This window comes from Myroides albus (assembly GCF_024722315.1).
In the GTDB taxonomy this organism is placed as follows: domain Bacteria; phylum Bacteroidota; class Bacteroidia; order Flavobacteriales; family Flavobacteriaceae; genus Flavobacterium; species Flavobacterium album_A.
Genome location: NZ_CP102754.1, coordinates 572935 through 588446 on the forward strand (window position 1 = coordinate 572935; position 15512 = coordinate 588446).

General features: G+C 33.6%; 11 protein-coding genes and 2 tRNA genes. 2 read left to right on the forward strand and 11 right to left on the reverse strand.

Translation table 11 applies throughout. The features are described from left to right. Positions 1-25 precede the first annotated feature (25 nt). The 7 genes from NWE55_RS02690 to NWE55_RS02720 form a co-directional block, all read right to left on the reverse strand. Positions 26-100 (reverse strand) — tRNA-Val (locus NWE55_RS02690). Between the two features lie 45 nt (positions 101-145). Then, positions 146-223, reverse strand: a tRNA-Val gene (locus tag NWE55_RS02695). Between the two features lie 94 nt (positions 224-317). Further along, the gene (locus NWE55_RS02700) at positions 318-1535 is read right to left on the reverse strand and encodes a bifunctional folylpolyglutamate synthase/dihydrofolate synthase (protein WP_155093159.1); all 1218 of its coding nucleotides are present in this window, start codon (positions 1533-1535) and stop codon (positions 318-320) included. A 22-nt stretch (positions 1536-1557) separates the two neighbouring features. Further along, positions 1558-2379, reverse strand: coding sequence for an energy transducer TonB (locus tag NWE55_RS02705; RefSeq protein ID WP_155093160.1), 822 nt, complete (start codon positions 2377-2379; stop codon positions 1558-1560). A gap of 1 nt (position 2380) precedes the next feature. Further along, entirely contained in the window at positions 2381-2776 is a 396-nt protein-coding gene (locus NWE55_RS02710; RefSeq protein WP_155093161.1) for an ExbD/TolR family protein, read from the reverse strand. Next, positions 2776-3495: a MotA/TolQ/ExbB proton channel family protein gene (locus NWE55_RS02715; protein ID WP_258204594.1), complete on the reverse strand. Its 720-nt coding sequence runs from the start codon at positions 3493-3495 to the stop codon at positions 2776-2778. The genes NWE55_RS02710 and NWE55_RS02715 overlap by 1 nt, the downstream gene beginning before the upstream one ends. Positions 3496-3822: 327 nt before the next feature. Further along, on the reverse strand, positions 3823-4914 hold the full coding sequence (locus NWE55_RS02720; RefSeq protein ID WP_155093163.1) for an anhydro-N-acetylmuramic acid kinase: 1092 nt from the start codon (positions 4912-4914) through the stop codon (positions 3823-3825). A gap of 96 nt (positions 4915-5010) precedes the next feature. Here NWE55_RS02720 and NWE55_RS02725 point away from each other — a divergent pair, with 96 nt between their 5' ends. Both NWE55_RS02725 and NWE55_RS02730 read left to right on the forward strand, forming a co-directional pair. Further along, the gene (locus NWE55_RS02725) at positions 5011-6150 is read left to right on the forward strand and encodes an acyl-CoA dehydrogenase family protein (RefSeq protein ID WP_155093164.1); all 1140 of its coding nucleotides are present in this window, start codon (positions 5011-5013) and stop codon (positions 6148-6150) included. A 474-nt stretch (positions 6151-6624) separates the two neighbouring features. Next, on the forward strand, positions 6625-9069 hold the full coding sequence (locus NWE55_RS02730; RefSeq protein ID WP_155093165.1) for an ATP-binding protein: 2445 nt from the start codon (positions 6625-6627) through the stop codon (positions 9067-9069). A 52-nt stretch (positions 9070-9121) separates the two neighbouring features. Here NWE55_RS02730 and fabV read toward each other — a convergent pair whose 3' ends face one another. From fabV to NWE55_RS02750, 4 genes are all read right to left on the reverse strand, one after another. Next, positions 9122-10315, reverse strand: a complete 1194-nt coding sequence (gene fabV, locus NWE55_RS02735) for an enoyl-ACP reductase FabV (RefSeq protein WP_155093312.1) — start codon at positions 10313-10315, stop codon at positions 9122-9124. A 144-nt stretch (positions 10316-10459) separates the two neighbouring features. Further along, entirely contained in the window at positions 10460-12484 is a 2025-nt protein-coding gene (locus NWE55_RS02740; protein ID WP_155093311.1) for an OmpA family protein, read from the reverse strand. Between the two features lie 381 nt (positions 12485-12865). Then, positions 12866-13297 (reverse strand): IS200/IS605 family transposase, encoded by a 432-nt coding sequence (gene tnpA / locus NWE55_RS02745; RefSeq protein ID WP_155093506.1) that lies wholly within the window; start codon positions 13295-13297, stop codon positions 12866-12868. A gap of 231 nt (positions 13298-13528) precedes the next feature. Then, positions 13529-15493, reverse strand: coding sequence for an OmpA family protein (locus NWE55_RS02750; RefSeq protein WP_155093310.1), 1965 nt, complete (start codon positions 15491-15493; stop codon positions 13529-13531). Positions 15494-15512 lie beyond the last annotated feature (19 nt).

A 15512-nucleotide genomic window follows, 5' to 3' on the forward strand; every position in this document is an offset into this window, starting at 1 on the left:
GGTCTTTTACTGTACGGTAAAATAGTGGGCGATGAGGGATTCGAACCCCCGACCCCCTCGGTGTAAACGAGGTGCTCTGAACCAGCTGAGCTAATCGCCCAAAATATTATTAAATAATTTGGTGTTCCAATAAGTCTAAAAAAAATGGTGGGCGATGAGGGATTCGAACCCCCGACCCCCTCGGTGTAAACGAGGTGCTCTGAACCAGCTGAGCTAATCGCCCATTTTTCTTCTTTTTAAGAACGTGTAACCTTTTGTTGATTACGGGTGCAAATATACGACGTGATTTTTAGTTTGCAAGCTTTTTGTATTTTTTTTTACAAAATTTCAGCCACTACAAAAGTACTTCCTCCCACATATATCAAGTCCTTCAAAGTAGCTTCGATCTTAGCTTTCACATAAGCATCTAATACTGAACTACAAACAACACCATTCAAACCATATTCCTTTGCTTGCTCCTTTAATTCGTCAGCATTTAATCCACGTGAAATATTTGGCTTTGCAAAAAAGTATTTAGCTGTTTTTGGCAATAATGGCAGTACTGAAGACAAATCTTTATCATTTACCACTCCAAAAACAATAAATAAATTCTCGTATTCTTCGTGTTTCAACTGATTCATAACAATATTTAACCCATGGGCGTTATGTGCAGTATCTGCAATTACTTTGGGAGCTTCTGAAATAATCTGCCAACGACCTAATAAATTTGTATTTCTAACTACCTGTAGTAAACCTTGCTCTTCATTGTCATGAGTTATATTAAAACTCTTTCTCAATAAAGCTATAGTTTGTCTAACTGTACGAATATTTGCTTTTTGATAATCTCCTTTCAAATCTGACACCAACGTATTATCCTCAAAAGTATCTTGTGCAAAGAATATCTCAGCTTCCTCCTCTTGTGCTTTGGCTATAAATACAGGTTTAGTCTGATCAGTATATTCACCTATAACTACGGGAGTATGATATTTTATAATTCCCGCTTTTTCCCTTGCTATCTCTTGCAAAGTATTTCCTAAAAAAGCAGTATGGTCTTTGCCTATATTCGTGATCACAGACACCAATGGCGAAATAATATTGGTAGAATCCAACCTACCTCCCATTCCAACTTCGATCACAGCCACGTCAACTTGCTCTTGTTTAAAATATTCGAAGCACATACCTACAGTCATTTCAAAAAAGCTTAAAGCATTTTCCTCAAAAAACACTTTATTACGCGCAATAAAATCTACAACGAAAGACTCAGTGATTTCTTGTCCATTAATTTTAATGCGCTCACGAAAATCTTTTAAATGAGGAGATGTATATAATCCTACCTTAAATCCTGCCTCTTGTAAAATAGAAGCGATCATAGAAGATGTAGACCCCTTTCCATTAGTTCCAGCAATGTGGATCGTTTTAATGTTTTCTTGTGGATTACCTAAGTGATTGACCAACTTAATTGTATTTGATAAATCTGCTTTATAAGCAACTGCTCCCTTTTGTTGATACATTGGCAATTGCACATACATCCATTCTAAAGTTTCAGTATATGTCATAAACAAAATAAAAAAATAGGATCTAAGACCCTACTCTGAAATTAATTACTATAAATCCTACTTGAATATTAGGTGCTTTATCATCCGGCTTCCAACGAAATGTCTTAGCAGTTGCTATGGCAGCATCTGTCAAACACTTAGCAGAATTGGTAGTTCCCTGTGCATACTTAGCAGCTACCACATTCCCAGTTTTATCTACTCGAATCTCGACAACTACTGTCCCAACTTCATTACAATCTGGCACTACTTGCCCTTTTGATGCTAAGCTACGACCATTGAGTCCCCAACTTGTTCCTCCACCCGAACCTTGTCCCTTTCCACTACCATAAAAAGAATTTGCATAGATATCTCCATCCAAACTTCCTTGAGCCCCACTTTGATCTGTAGTTCCGTTCCCCTCAGACTTTTCTCCTGATGTTTTAGGACCATTTATAAGACTTGCTAACGCATCTGTAGTCGTTTGACTTGGTTTTTGTTCCTTTTTGGGTTCTTGTACTTTCTCCGGCTTCACTTCTTTTTTAACTTCCTTAACAGGAGTTTCGTCTACTTTCTTCACTATAGGAGTCTCAACAGTATTTTGCACAACGATGGGTTCTGAAACCTCCACTTCTGTTACTTCCACAGGAGTTACTTCAGGCTGCATTTCAATTACCTCTTTCGGCTGTTCATTTCCTCTACCCTTGTCGCTATTGCCAAAATTAATTGCAATCTCTCCTCCTAACAAATATGGTTCTGGTGTAGGTTTCGTTATTTTATAAAAGAAAAACAAAAGCAATAACAACACAAATACAGTTGATGTAATTGCAAAAGCTTTTTTCTCACTTTCTGTTTGTAAAATTTTCATACTATTTTGGTTCTACAGCCAATACAATTTTATAATTATTGCGGTAAGCAATATCCATTACATATACTGCATCTTCAACTGGTACCCCCTTAGCTACGTGTAAAACAATATTAGGATCTTCCTGATTCGAAAGCTTGTTCTTCAATCCTTCTTCCAACTGCTCTAAGGCTACTTTGTCCTGATCAATGAAGTAATTAGACTGCTCATCTACACTTACAGCTACAGTTTCAACAGAATCAGACTTTCCATCAGAATTAGGTAATACTAAATCAAGCGCATTAGTCGTAGTCATAGTGGTAATTGCTACCATAAAAAAAATCAATAATAGAAAGACAATATCGGTCATTGACGACATATTGAACTCTGCAGATACTTTATTTCTCCCTCTAATATTCATTATGCTGGCTCGTTTAATAAATCTAAAAACTCAACAGCATTTGCTTCCAACTGATGAACTATTTTATCAATCTTACTCACTAAGTGATTATATCCGATATAAGCAACTAAACCTACGATTAGACCAAAAACGGTAGTCATCATAGCCGTGTATATCCCTTCTGCCAATACACTCATATCGATGCGAGCTGACCCATTATCTGACATTTCATGGAAAGCCATTACCATTCCCACTACAGTACCTAAGAACCCTGTCATAGGACCTGCACCAGATAATGTTGCTAACAGATTAATATTCTTCTCCATTTTATACACTTCTAATTTCCCAGTATTCTCTATAGCTGTATTAATATCTTGTAAAGGTCTTCCGATACGAGACAACCCTTTACCTACTAAACGAGCAACTGGTGTATCAGTATTTGCACAGAGTGATTTTGCTTGATTTATTTTTCCTTGTGATAAATAAGACTTTATTTGAGTCATAAACCCTTCATCCACTTTAGCTGACTTGCGAATTGCAAAAAAACGCTCAAGATATAAATACAAAGCCATGAATAACATAATGAAGATCACGACCATAATAGATTGACCTATAATACCTCCACTAAATATTATTTCACTTAGTGCTAATTCTTTCTTAGCCACTTCACTTCCTTGCTCAACTAAATCTGTAGCAGCTTGACTCACTACAGTTGTGTCCACTTGTAAAAAATGAATCATATAATTATTAAAGTTTAATTTAACTACGTTTACTCTTTCCTATGAATTTTTTATAACAACCTATTGCTTGGGTTATTCATATAGAACGCATTAATGCGTTTTTTAATATGAATCATCACAAAAAACAACATATTATTAACAAATTTACTCATTTCTAAAAGGGTTCAAATATATAATGTTTTGTTCGTTATGTATATAAGATTTAGGATAAAAAAGTTAGTCCCCCTTACTTAACTGTAAATAAAACAACTAAACAACCTATTTCTATACATTCCCTTTACATATTGCACCTTACCTACACGCAACAAAGCTTACTTCTATTGCCGTCTATTCGAGTTGGGAAAAGAAACGATATACTTTCCCTGACGAATGATCGTACTTAGCCCCCGTTACACTTGCTAATACATTTACGTCATCTCTCCATTTGAGCACACCTAATAAACCAAAAATAATAGCTTCTTTATAGTCCACAATCTCTTTGGCAGGAACCTCAAAAGCCAAGGGTGATTTTTCTCTTATTCTCTCAAGTAAAAAAGCATTATGAGCTCCACCACCTGTTACTAAAACGCGTTCGCCTTCAGATAAGGGAATTCCCTTTACAATTTGTTCAGCAATATGTTCGACGTAAGTAGCTAATAAATCAGAGATACTCAAATGATTATACTTTTTGATTATCGGATTGACATAAGTCTTCAAAAACTCAACTCCAAGTGACTTTGGAGGCGCTTGATTATAAAAATCAATTGAGTTCAATTCACTCAACAAATCACTATTGCTTGATCCTTGTCGAGCTATATCACCATTACAGTCATACTCTTTACCCAAAGATTTTACTAAGTCATTCAATACTGTATTTACAGGACATATATCATAAGCGATTCGATACTTGAGATTATTCTCAAAAGAGACATTGGCAAACCCTCCTAAATTCAAACATGCCTGGAAATCAGAAAACAATAAGCGATCACCAATCGGAACCAAAGGTGCCCCTTGCCCTCCAAGCAATACATCCTGTACTCTGAAATCGCACACTACATCATGTCCTACATAATCAGATAAAATAGGTAAGTTTCCTATTTGCAGCGTATAACCTAATTCTGGTTTATGAAAAATGGTATGACCATGAGAACAGATCAAGTCAATATGCTGAAGATTATTGCGCTCTATAAAACCACTAATGACACTTGCCAAATAAACAGTATAACGCTCATCTAATTTCTCAATATCCATTTGATTCATGCTAATTGCTTGGCTCAAACGACCCTTCCATGACTGTGAATATGGTATTGTATCAGCAACTAAAATTTTGAATTTCCATTGTCTGTCAACATCATAGTCAAATTGAATAAATGCGAGGTCTATTCCATCTAATGAAGTACCTGACATAACGCCCAAAATATTGTATTGATGTCTTTTCATAGGATAAAATTACATAATGTAGATTGAATAATTAATTTAATTCACATATATTTGAGAACTACAAAAACTTAAGGACTAAAAATTAAAGAACTATAGATGGATTTTAAATTAACAGAAGAGCAGTTGATGATTCAACAAGCTGCTCGTGATTTCGCACAAACAGAACTATTACCAGGTGTAATTGAAAGAGATGAACATCAAATCTTCCCTACAGAACAAGTAAAGAAATTAGGAGAACTTGGGTTCTTAGGGATGATGGTTGACCCAAAATATGGAGGAAGTGGACTTGACAGCGTTTCCTATGTATTGGCAATGGAAGAAATAGCTAAGGTGGATGCTTCAGCTGCTGTTGTAATGTCAGTGAATAACTCTTTAGTTTGTGCTGGACTTGAGAAATATGCAAGTGAAGAACAAAAAGAGAAATATTTAAAACCTTTAGCTTCAGGACAGGTAATAGGAGCATTCTGTTTATCAGAACCAGAAGCAGGATCAGATGCTACATCTCAAAAAACAACCGCTGTTGATATGGGAGATTACTATTTGCTTAACGGTACTAAAAACTGGATAACAAATGGAAGTACTGCTGATTACTATATTGTAATTGCTCATACTAATCCTGAGAAAAAGCACAAGGGAATTAATGCTTTTATTGTAGAGAAAGGTTGGGCTGGCTTTGAAATTGGAGCTAAAGAACAAAAAATGGGAATTCGCGGTTCTGACACGCACTCATTAATGTTTACAGACGTAAAAGTACCAAAAGAAAACCGTATAGGTGAAGATGGGTTTGGTTTTGCTTTTGCAATGAATGTACTTAATGGTGGGCGTATAGGTATTGCATCACAAGCTTTAGGTATTGCTCAAGGAGCGTATGAACTTGCTTTAAAGTACTCAAAAGAACGCAAGGCTTTTGGTACAGAAATCATCAATCATCAAGCTGTAGCATTTAAATTAGCAGATATGGCCACTCAAATCAGTGCTGCAAGAATGCTTTGTTTCAAAGCGGCTACTGAAAAAGATGCAGGAGAGGACATCTCTTTATCTGGAGCTATGGCTAAATTATTTGCATCAAAAACAGCGATGGATACGACAATCGAAGCTGTTCAAATCCACGGAGGAAATGGATACGTTCGCGAATACCACGTTGAGAGAATGATGCGCGATGCTAAGATTACTCAAATTTATGAAGGTACTTCAGAAATACAAAAAATAGTAATATCTCGAGCTATCTCTAAATAGAAACTATTTATTTTAAATATAGAGGCTATTAACGACTTGTGTTAATAGCCTTTTTTCTTTTCATCTAATGAATAAAAAACGCTTTGATAAACACAGTACAGCATTAAAACGACTTTAAATTTTGACAAAAGAATAGATTCTAACAACGATAGTAAAAAGCTGATAAAAAAAGACCTATTCAAAGCGAATAGGTCTTTTTCAAAAAACACATTAAACATTGATGAATTCCTTTTTACAATATATTGTATAGATTTTCTCTCTTTAGTAGGAACCACATACTCAAATATACAATAAAAAGTTAAATAAAAACACTATTATCACATTAATTCTTAAATAATCAAACTATTTCATATGATTTAATTTTTATAAAACAAAACCTACCTAAGATTAAACTGGATTATTCACTTTTAATTACAATTCAAGCTTACTTCTTTGTAATTTTGCTCGTTAGTGAATGATATTAGCCAATCAAATATGAAAAACTCCTTTTCCATTAAACTCAAAATAGCAGTTCTATACTTAATACTTTTTACAGCAGTAATAGCTTCGGGAATATATATTTACAAAGAAGCTAAAAAATTTACTGTACCAGAACTTCACATGGTAAATGAAAATAACAAAATCTTTTTGGTTAGCAGTACTATAAATGATCTCTACAATTCCGAAGCATATGGTAGAAATGCTATTTTAACTGGAAATCAAAAAGATATACAAACTTACTTTGCCCAACTTGATACAATTGTCAGTCATATCAGTCAAATACAAAAAGATGTAAAGGATCCAGTAACGTATGATAAATTGAATACTGTAAATGACCTTTTAGCAAAGAAAAAGAAAAGTGTTGCAGAGTTAGTTAAAGCCAGAAAAGCAATCAACGAATCAGGTGACTACAAAGAAGCTTTTGATGAAATTTATAACTTAAGAGAAGAAATTGAACAAAATATTCAACCAATAATTATTCAAAGTAGAGATAAACAGAAAAGAAGTGCATGGGCAAGGCTTTTTAAAGGTGACAACACGGATACTATTACCACAACTATTAATTACCCAAGCATCTCTGACTCTCTGATATCCGCTATGGAAAAAATAGTCTTGAGTACACAAAATAAAATTGATCAAAAACAAAAAGCCCTTTTCCAACAAGAGCAGCAACTACTCGTTGAGAATAAACACATTACTGATCAATTAAGAGATATATTGCAAAATGTAGAGAAAAATATCATCTCACTTTCTTATCAAAAGATTAACGAATCTAAATCACACATAAGCACAGCCTCCACCAATATTGCGTATATAGGTGGTTCAGCACTTTTAGTGATTATTATTTTAGGTTTTATTATAATCAAGGACGTAAATCAAACGCAAGAATACAGAGTTGCCTTAGAAAAGCTAAACAAAGAAAAAGAAGAATTATTGCGAAGCAAAACAATGTTGTTTGCAACGGTTACTCACGATTTACAAACTCCTTTAGGTGGCTTAATTGGCTTCACTGATTTACTTAACCAAACATCTCTTGATGACAAACAAAATCAATACGTCAAAAACATAAAAACTTCCTCTCAGTATATACGCAACTTAGTAAATGATCTTACCGATTTTTCTAAACTAGAGAATAACAAGTTAACTATACAAACTCAACCAACAAATTTAACTGAACTAATTCAGAATACTTGCTTATTGTTACAACCAAATGCAGACAATAAGAAAATAGAATTACTTTGGGATATAGATCCTGTTCTTAATTTAAACATCGTAACTGACCCATATAGAATAAAACAAATACTGACAAATCTGATCTCAAATGCAATCAAATTTACACAGGTAGGACACGTAAAAGTTAGCGCATTAAAGAAAGAGGATTCTATCAGTATAAAAGTTGAAGACACTGGCATTGGGATCCACAAAGATAATGTCAAGAATATCTTTCAAGAATTTAGACAAGCCCATGACGGAATCGAAAAGAAATTTGGTGGTACTGGATTAGGGTTAAACATATCGCAGCGATTAATTAATTTGCTCGATGGAACAATTACAGTTGATAGCAAATTAGGATTAGGGTCAGCATTTGAAATAGTTATTCCGTACATTGAAGCTATTGAAGGAGAACAAAGCGAACAAACAAATTCATCAAGTTTAAAGGAAACAAATATTCTAAGTGACCTTTCAATACTTGTGATTGATGATGATAAGATACAATTGCAATTAATGGAAGAAATACTTAGCCCTATCTTTAAAAGTGTTGTCTTGAAAAATGATCCTACAGAAGTAATTTCATACCTACAAAATAATACAATAGATCTAATTTTGTCAGATATACAAATGCCGAAAATGGATGGTTTTGAATTATTAAATCAAATTCAACAGAATAACATTACAAAGGACATACCCGTAATAGCACTATCTGGAAAAAGAAACCTTTCAAATGAAGACTTCACCAATGCTGGATTTACTGGTTCGCACCCTAAGCCTTTAGATTTAAATGAATTATTAAAGCTAATTGCAAAGATATTTTATCCAAATACCACTTTTCAAGTTAGTGTTGAAACTCCAACAACTACATTTGAAAAGGAGAAAAACAACAAACCTTACAATACAAATACACTTAAACAATTCATAGGAGATGACGTAGAAGCTCTAAAAAACCTACTTGTCATATTTATAGAAAGTACACACGAAAACTTATTAGACCTTGACTATGCCGCTGAAGAAATGGATATAGATACTTTGAGCAATATAGCTCATAAGATGCTTCCAATGTTTAGACAATTAGAGATCAAGAAGATAATCCCTCTCTTAGAGGCTATAGAAGATAAATCTAAAGCTTATAACACTAAAGAAGCACTTGATACTGATATTCAAAATTTGAAACAGCAAATCACATTTATAATCGATTTAATCCAAACAGAACATATTCACTAAACAAAAAAAGAGAGCTAATAGCTCTCTTTTCTATTTAAAACAATAATCTATATTATTTAATACTTTCAACAGAAGTTAGTTCATCTGATTCAGCGTTATAGTCAATATTATCAAACTCAAAACCGAATAAATTAAAGAAATCTCTTCTATAACCAGCTAAGTCAGAAATACTTTCAATATTCTCTGTAGTCACTTTATTCCATAATTCAGCTACTTCAGCCTGTACATCTTCACGCATTTCTAAATCATCTACACGAATACGCCCTTCGCTATCTAAAACTACGTTATCAGCATACAAGCGGTCTGCAAATAATCTTTGCATTTGCTCCACACAACCTTCGTGAATCCCCTTTTCTTTCATTACTTTATATAACAAAGAAATATACAATGGAACAACAGGGATAGCAGAACTAGATTGAGTAACCAAAGCCTTATTAACTGATACATAAGAAACTCCATTCAAGTCACCAAGTAGTTCATTCAGATATGGAACAGTACCTTCTAAATCATTCTTAGCCATACCAATAGTACCATTTCTATAAATTGGATAAGTCAATTCAGGTCCAATATAAGAATAAGCAACTGTTTTACACCCTTGAGCTAAAACACCCGCAGCTTTTAAATCTTCAATCCAAAACTTCCAATCTTCACCTCCCATTACAGCAATTGTATTGTCTATATCAGATTGCTCAGTAACAGGATTAATAGTAATATCAGAAACTACACCAGTGTGAAAATCTACAGTTTTGTTAGAGAATGGTTCACCTATTGGTTTCAAAACAGAAGCAAAATTCTCTCCACTCTTTGGATGAGTCCTTCTTGGAGAGGCCAAGCTATAAACTACTAAATCAATTTGTCCTAAATCTTTCTTAATTAGCTCAATAGCCTCTTTCTTGATTTCATCAGAGAAAGCATCTCCATTAATACTTTTTGCATATAATCCAGCAGCATGAGCTTCTTTCTCAAACGCAGCAGAGTTATACCATCCAGCAGTTCCAGGACGTCCTTCTGTACCAGGTTTCTCGAAAAACACTCCAATAGTAGCAGCATTCGAACCAAAAGCAGCAGAGATACGAGAAGCTAATCCAAAACCAGTAGAAGCCCCTATTACTAAAACTTTTTTTGGTCCATTATTAATCAGTCCTTTTGACTTAACATATTCGATTTGCTTTCTAACATTTTCAGCACATCCTTCAGGATGAGAAGTTAAGCAAATAAATCCACGTGTTCTAGGTTGTATAATCATTATAAATTTATTTCTACTAAATGAATTAATTCCAAAGTGCAAATTACATAATTTCTGTGAACAATGCACATAAAGGTTTTATAAAATATAGGAATAAAAAAAGGAGTTCCAATGGAACTCCTTCTCTTTATATAAAACTTAATTTTATAATCCAATTACAATAAACTCACTACGTCTATTTTTTTGATGCTCACGCTCACTACATGGAACATTGTTCTTACAGTGATTCATGATTTGGCTCTCACCCATTCCAATACCTTTAATTCTGTTACGGCTAATACCTTGTTTTACTAACCAATCTACAGTTGATATCGCTCTTCTTTCAGATAATCTCATATTATAAGCATCAGGTCCTGTTGCATCTGTATGAGATCTAACTTCTAATTTTAATTGAGGGTAATTTAACATTAATGAAGCTACTTTAGATAATTCTATTTGAGCATCTAATCTAATATTAAACTTATCAAGGTCAAAATAAATTGGTTGCAAGTTTAACACCTTAGTTAAATCATCACCTTCTTTTACTCTTACATCATCACCATAACCTGTAGTTCCACCATATTCATATCCTGGGATTACAAGCTCTTTACTTCTATTTAAAGCAAAATCAACAACAATGTCTACATTCTTAGTAACAGGATCAATTGCAGTTTCAGCAGAATTATAACCTGGAGCTTTAGCAGCAATAGAGTATTCACGGTTAATCTTCACATCTGTGAATTTATATTCACCTCTCTTATCAACTTCAATTTGATCAATCAATCTGTGTTTTTCATCATATAAGAATACGAAGGCATCCCAAATTGGTTTATCAGTAGCCTGATCAACAACTTTACCTCTGATTTCTTGGGCAACATTTAATTCTGTACCTAACTTCATACGAACAAAATACAAATCATCTTTTCCTTCACCATTAGGTCTATTTGAAGTAATAAATCCAAATTTAGACTCAGGATCTAAATACATTGCGAAATCATCGTGAGAACTATTGATAGAGTTACCTAAGTTAACAACCTCTCCAAAAGTACCATCTTCATAAATTTGTACTCCATACAAATCCAATCCTCCTAAACCAGGATGACCGTCAGAAGCGAAATACAAAACATTATCAGAGCTTACAAATGGGAAACTCTCTCTACCTTCCGTATTAATCTTATCTCCTAAATTCTCAGGAACCCCGAATGTACCATCACGATATAGCTTAACTCTATATAAATCAGACTGACCATATCCTCCAGGTCTATCTGAAGAAAAGTATAACCAATCTTGATCAGGACTTAATGCTGGTTGAGATGAGTTAGCATGAGGTACGTTAATAGATAACTTCTCAACATCCCCCCATTTACCTTGACCAAATGAATAAGCTCTATACAAACTTACTAACATAGTTCCATCTGAATAACGAGTATTCTTATCACCACGTGTATTACTTGAAAAATACATAGCACGTTGATCAGCACTAAATACTGCGTTTGCCTCGTTAAAATTACCATCAAGCTTCTTAGCAAATGGCTTTACTTCACCAATGTATCCATCTATACGAACTGGAGCAGAAAATAATTTAGTATAAGGATCATTTGTCCAACTGTGTATCTTATCTTTTCTGAATTTACTTTTTTGAGAAGATGCATAAACAATTTCTCCTTTATACAAAGCTGATCCGTATTCAGAAAATTCTGTATTAACACTATTCAATAACTTAACTTTATACCCTTCTCTATTGCTATTTACTTCAGTAATATAGTTAGGATCCGCTAAGTATTTTTTAATACGACCATCTTCTGGAAACTTATCTGCCAATAAATCCATTTTTGCATTTGCTACAGTATAATCTCCTAAAGTTCTAACTGTTTGCACATAGCGATAGTAATTATTCAAATCTTCAATCTCTTGAGAAGATTCTATCTTACCAAATGCTTCTTCAAACCAGTGATTAGCTTCAATATATAAACCATTTTCGTAATATGCATTTGCTAAACCCAATACAACTTCTTGAGAGGCTTTACCTTTTTTTACTAACTTTTCATAAGAATCGATAGCATCAGCAAAGGCTAATCTCTCAATTTGCTTATTCACTCTGGCTAATTCTTTCTTAGACTGCCCGAAAGTAGTATTAACAGAAAGCATAAGCATGGTAAATATTCCAATCTTAAAGATACTTTTCTTCATAACTTTTATTTATTAAAGCGAACCAATAGTTATTAATTGGCTTTTGATATTATACTCAACTTGTAATTAAAATTCCTTTAATCTATTTGACACAAAATTATACAAAAAAAGAGAATAATTAAAACATAATTATTACACTATTCAGTAAAAAACGTATTTATTTATAACTATTTTCTATTAAAAACAATTATGTATTCTTCATTTGAGGTAGCTAAAATACAACCTTTTCAATTCCAAACAAGTAAAAAATTACTTTCGAATCAAAAATACTCTATTTAAGGTCAACCTTTACCAGTCCTTAATTAATCTTAAAATAAACCACTATGGACTGAAAGTCCATAGTTTGTTAAAGCAGACTAAAGTCTGCCTGGGTGGAGCTACTTACTCAAGTATAAAGTTACCTCCGTTATCATTTGGTTTACGATGGTGTTCAAGATATTGATTTAGCATTTCATCAGTAATATTTCCTGTACTCCAACAACCAAAGCCTATTGCCCAAAAGTGACGTCCCCAGTATCTGTGCTTCAACTCAGGAAATTCTATTTGGAGTTTCCTTGAGGTACGACCCTTGAAGAGTTTGACAATATTACTTATGTTTTGAGATGGTCGATATTCTATATGAAGATGAACATGATCCTTTGATACTACACCTTTTAAAATTTGAATATCTTCTGCTTCACAAATCTGAATGATCAGACTACGACAACGTATCTGAATATCTCCTTCCAATACTGGATAACGATATTTAGTCACCCATACTATATGGGCGGTTAAACGTGATACACTATGTCCTCCGGTTCGTTGATATTCCATATATCAAAGGTAAACATTTTTAGAAGCTGAAAGCTAAATGCACTAAAGTGCATAGTTTTAACTACAGTCTGCGACCAATAAAACCAATTAATAGCACTAATTAACATTTATCGGATACAAATATAACAATTACACAACTAATTAACTAATTAAAATTAACAATTAAACTATTATATAATAAATTCAATAATCATACAAAAAAATAAAGGCCATCTAATGATGACCTTTATTTTAAATATCTTCTACAATAAATTCACTTCTGCGATTTGCTTGATGTTCTTCACCAGAGCAAGGTACACCACTAACACAATTATTCACTGGAACAGCTCCACCAAATCCACGACTGGTTAGTCTATTTCTACTAATTCCTCTTGCAATTAACCAATTCATTGTATTCTCTGCTCTTCGCTGCGAAAGTTTAAAATTATAAAATTCCTCTCCAATATTATCTGTATGTGCACGAACATCCACACGCATACTTGGATATAGCTTCATCACTTCTAAAACCTTATACAACTCTACTTCCGCATCATAGCGAATATCCGCTCTATCAAAATCAAAATAGATAGGTTCTAATCGAAGGAGTTTTGTAAGGTCATCTCCTCTTCGAATTTCACCATCATCAACTTTTTGTTTAGGCTTGACTCCTTCTCCATCTAACCCAAAATCAAGAACTGCTTCATTATTTTTATCAATCTTTGGCAATCCTAAATCGATTGAGTTATAACCCTCAACATCTACACCTATAGTATAACCTATATAACATAGTTTATCTTTAAAAATATACTGGCCTTCTTTATCTGTATTTACAGTTTCGATTAAGTTGTGATGATGATCATACAAAGATACAGGTGCATCCGTAATCACCTCATTCGTAACTATATTATAAACTTTCCCCCTTAAACTTTGGTAAAACTCTAAATCAACACCAGTAATCTCACGTACAAAATACAAATCATCTTTACCAATCCCCCCTGGTCTATTTGAAGTCATGAAGCCATACTTACAATTAGGGTCCAAATAAAAAGCAAAATCATCATACTCACTATTAATAGAACTTCCTAAATTTACCGCATCTCCAAAACTGTTGTCATCATTTATTTTAACAGCATAGATATCAAACCCTCCAAGTCCAGGATGTCCATCTGATGCAAAATACAATACATTATCAGTACTTATAAAGGGAAAACTCTCTCTACCTTCTGTATTAATCTTAGCCCCCAAATTCTCAGGACTACCAAAACCTCCGTTAGATAAAATTTCTACACGATAAATATCACTCTGCCCTAAACCTCCAGCTTTATCTGATACGAAATACAACCATTTTTCATCTGTACTTAAAGCAGGATGTGCTGTATTTGTATTTGGTTGATTAAAAGGTAACTTTTCAATATTAGTCCATTTATTATCAACCAACTTTGCTCTATACAAACTACCTAAAACAGTCTCACCCTTCTTCAAAGCTGACCTGTCATTACTAGAGAAATACATTGTTTGTCCATCAGCAGAAAAAGTAGGTGTAGACTCGTTAAATCTACTATCTAATTTTTTACTAAACAGTTTTGACTCCCCAACATAACCATCAATGTAAACAGGAGCAGCGTATAACTTTGTAAATGGATCGTTAGTCCACGAATGTATTCGCTGATAAAAACTATTTCTTTCTTGTGACGATGCAAATATAATATGTCCTTTATACATTGCTGCTCCATATTCCGAGTAAGGTGTATTTACCTTATCCATCAAAGTCGCAGAAAAAGCCCCTAAATTTGACTCTATATTCTTGAGATAACCTTTATTAGCTTTATACATTACTACTCGATTATCTCCAGCAAATTTAGTAGACATCAAATCCATAATACGATCAGCCTCAGCATAATTCTTAGCACTCTTCAAAGTTTGAACATACTTGAAATAAGCATCAGCAGAAAACACTCTAGATTCATCTCTCATTGCTTCTTGATAAGATTTAAGAGCTTGACTATACAGACCATTAAAATAGTATGCATCTCCTAAGCTCAAAAGCAACTCAACATTTTTACCGTCATGACGAAGTGCATCTTCATAATATGCTATTGCATCTGAATACGCTAAATTAGAAAACTCTCTATCCGCCTTATTCTTTGATCCCTGTCCAAAAGAGACGAGCGAACAAAGAACTGAAAGTAACAATACAATTCTTTTCTCTATTTTCATAATGGTAGTGGTTATTATA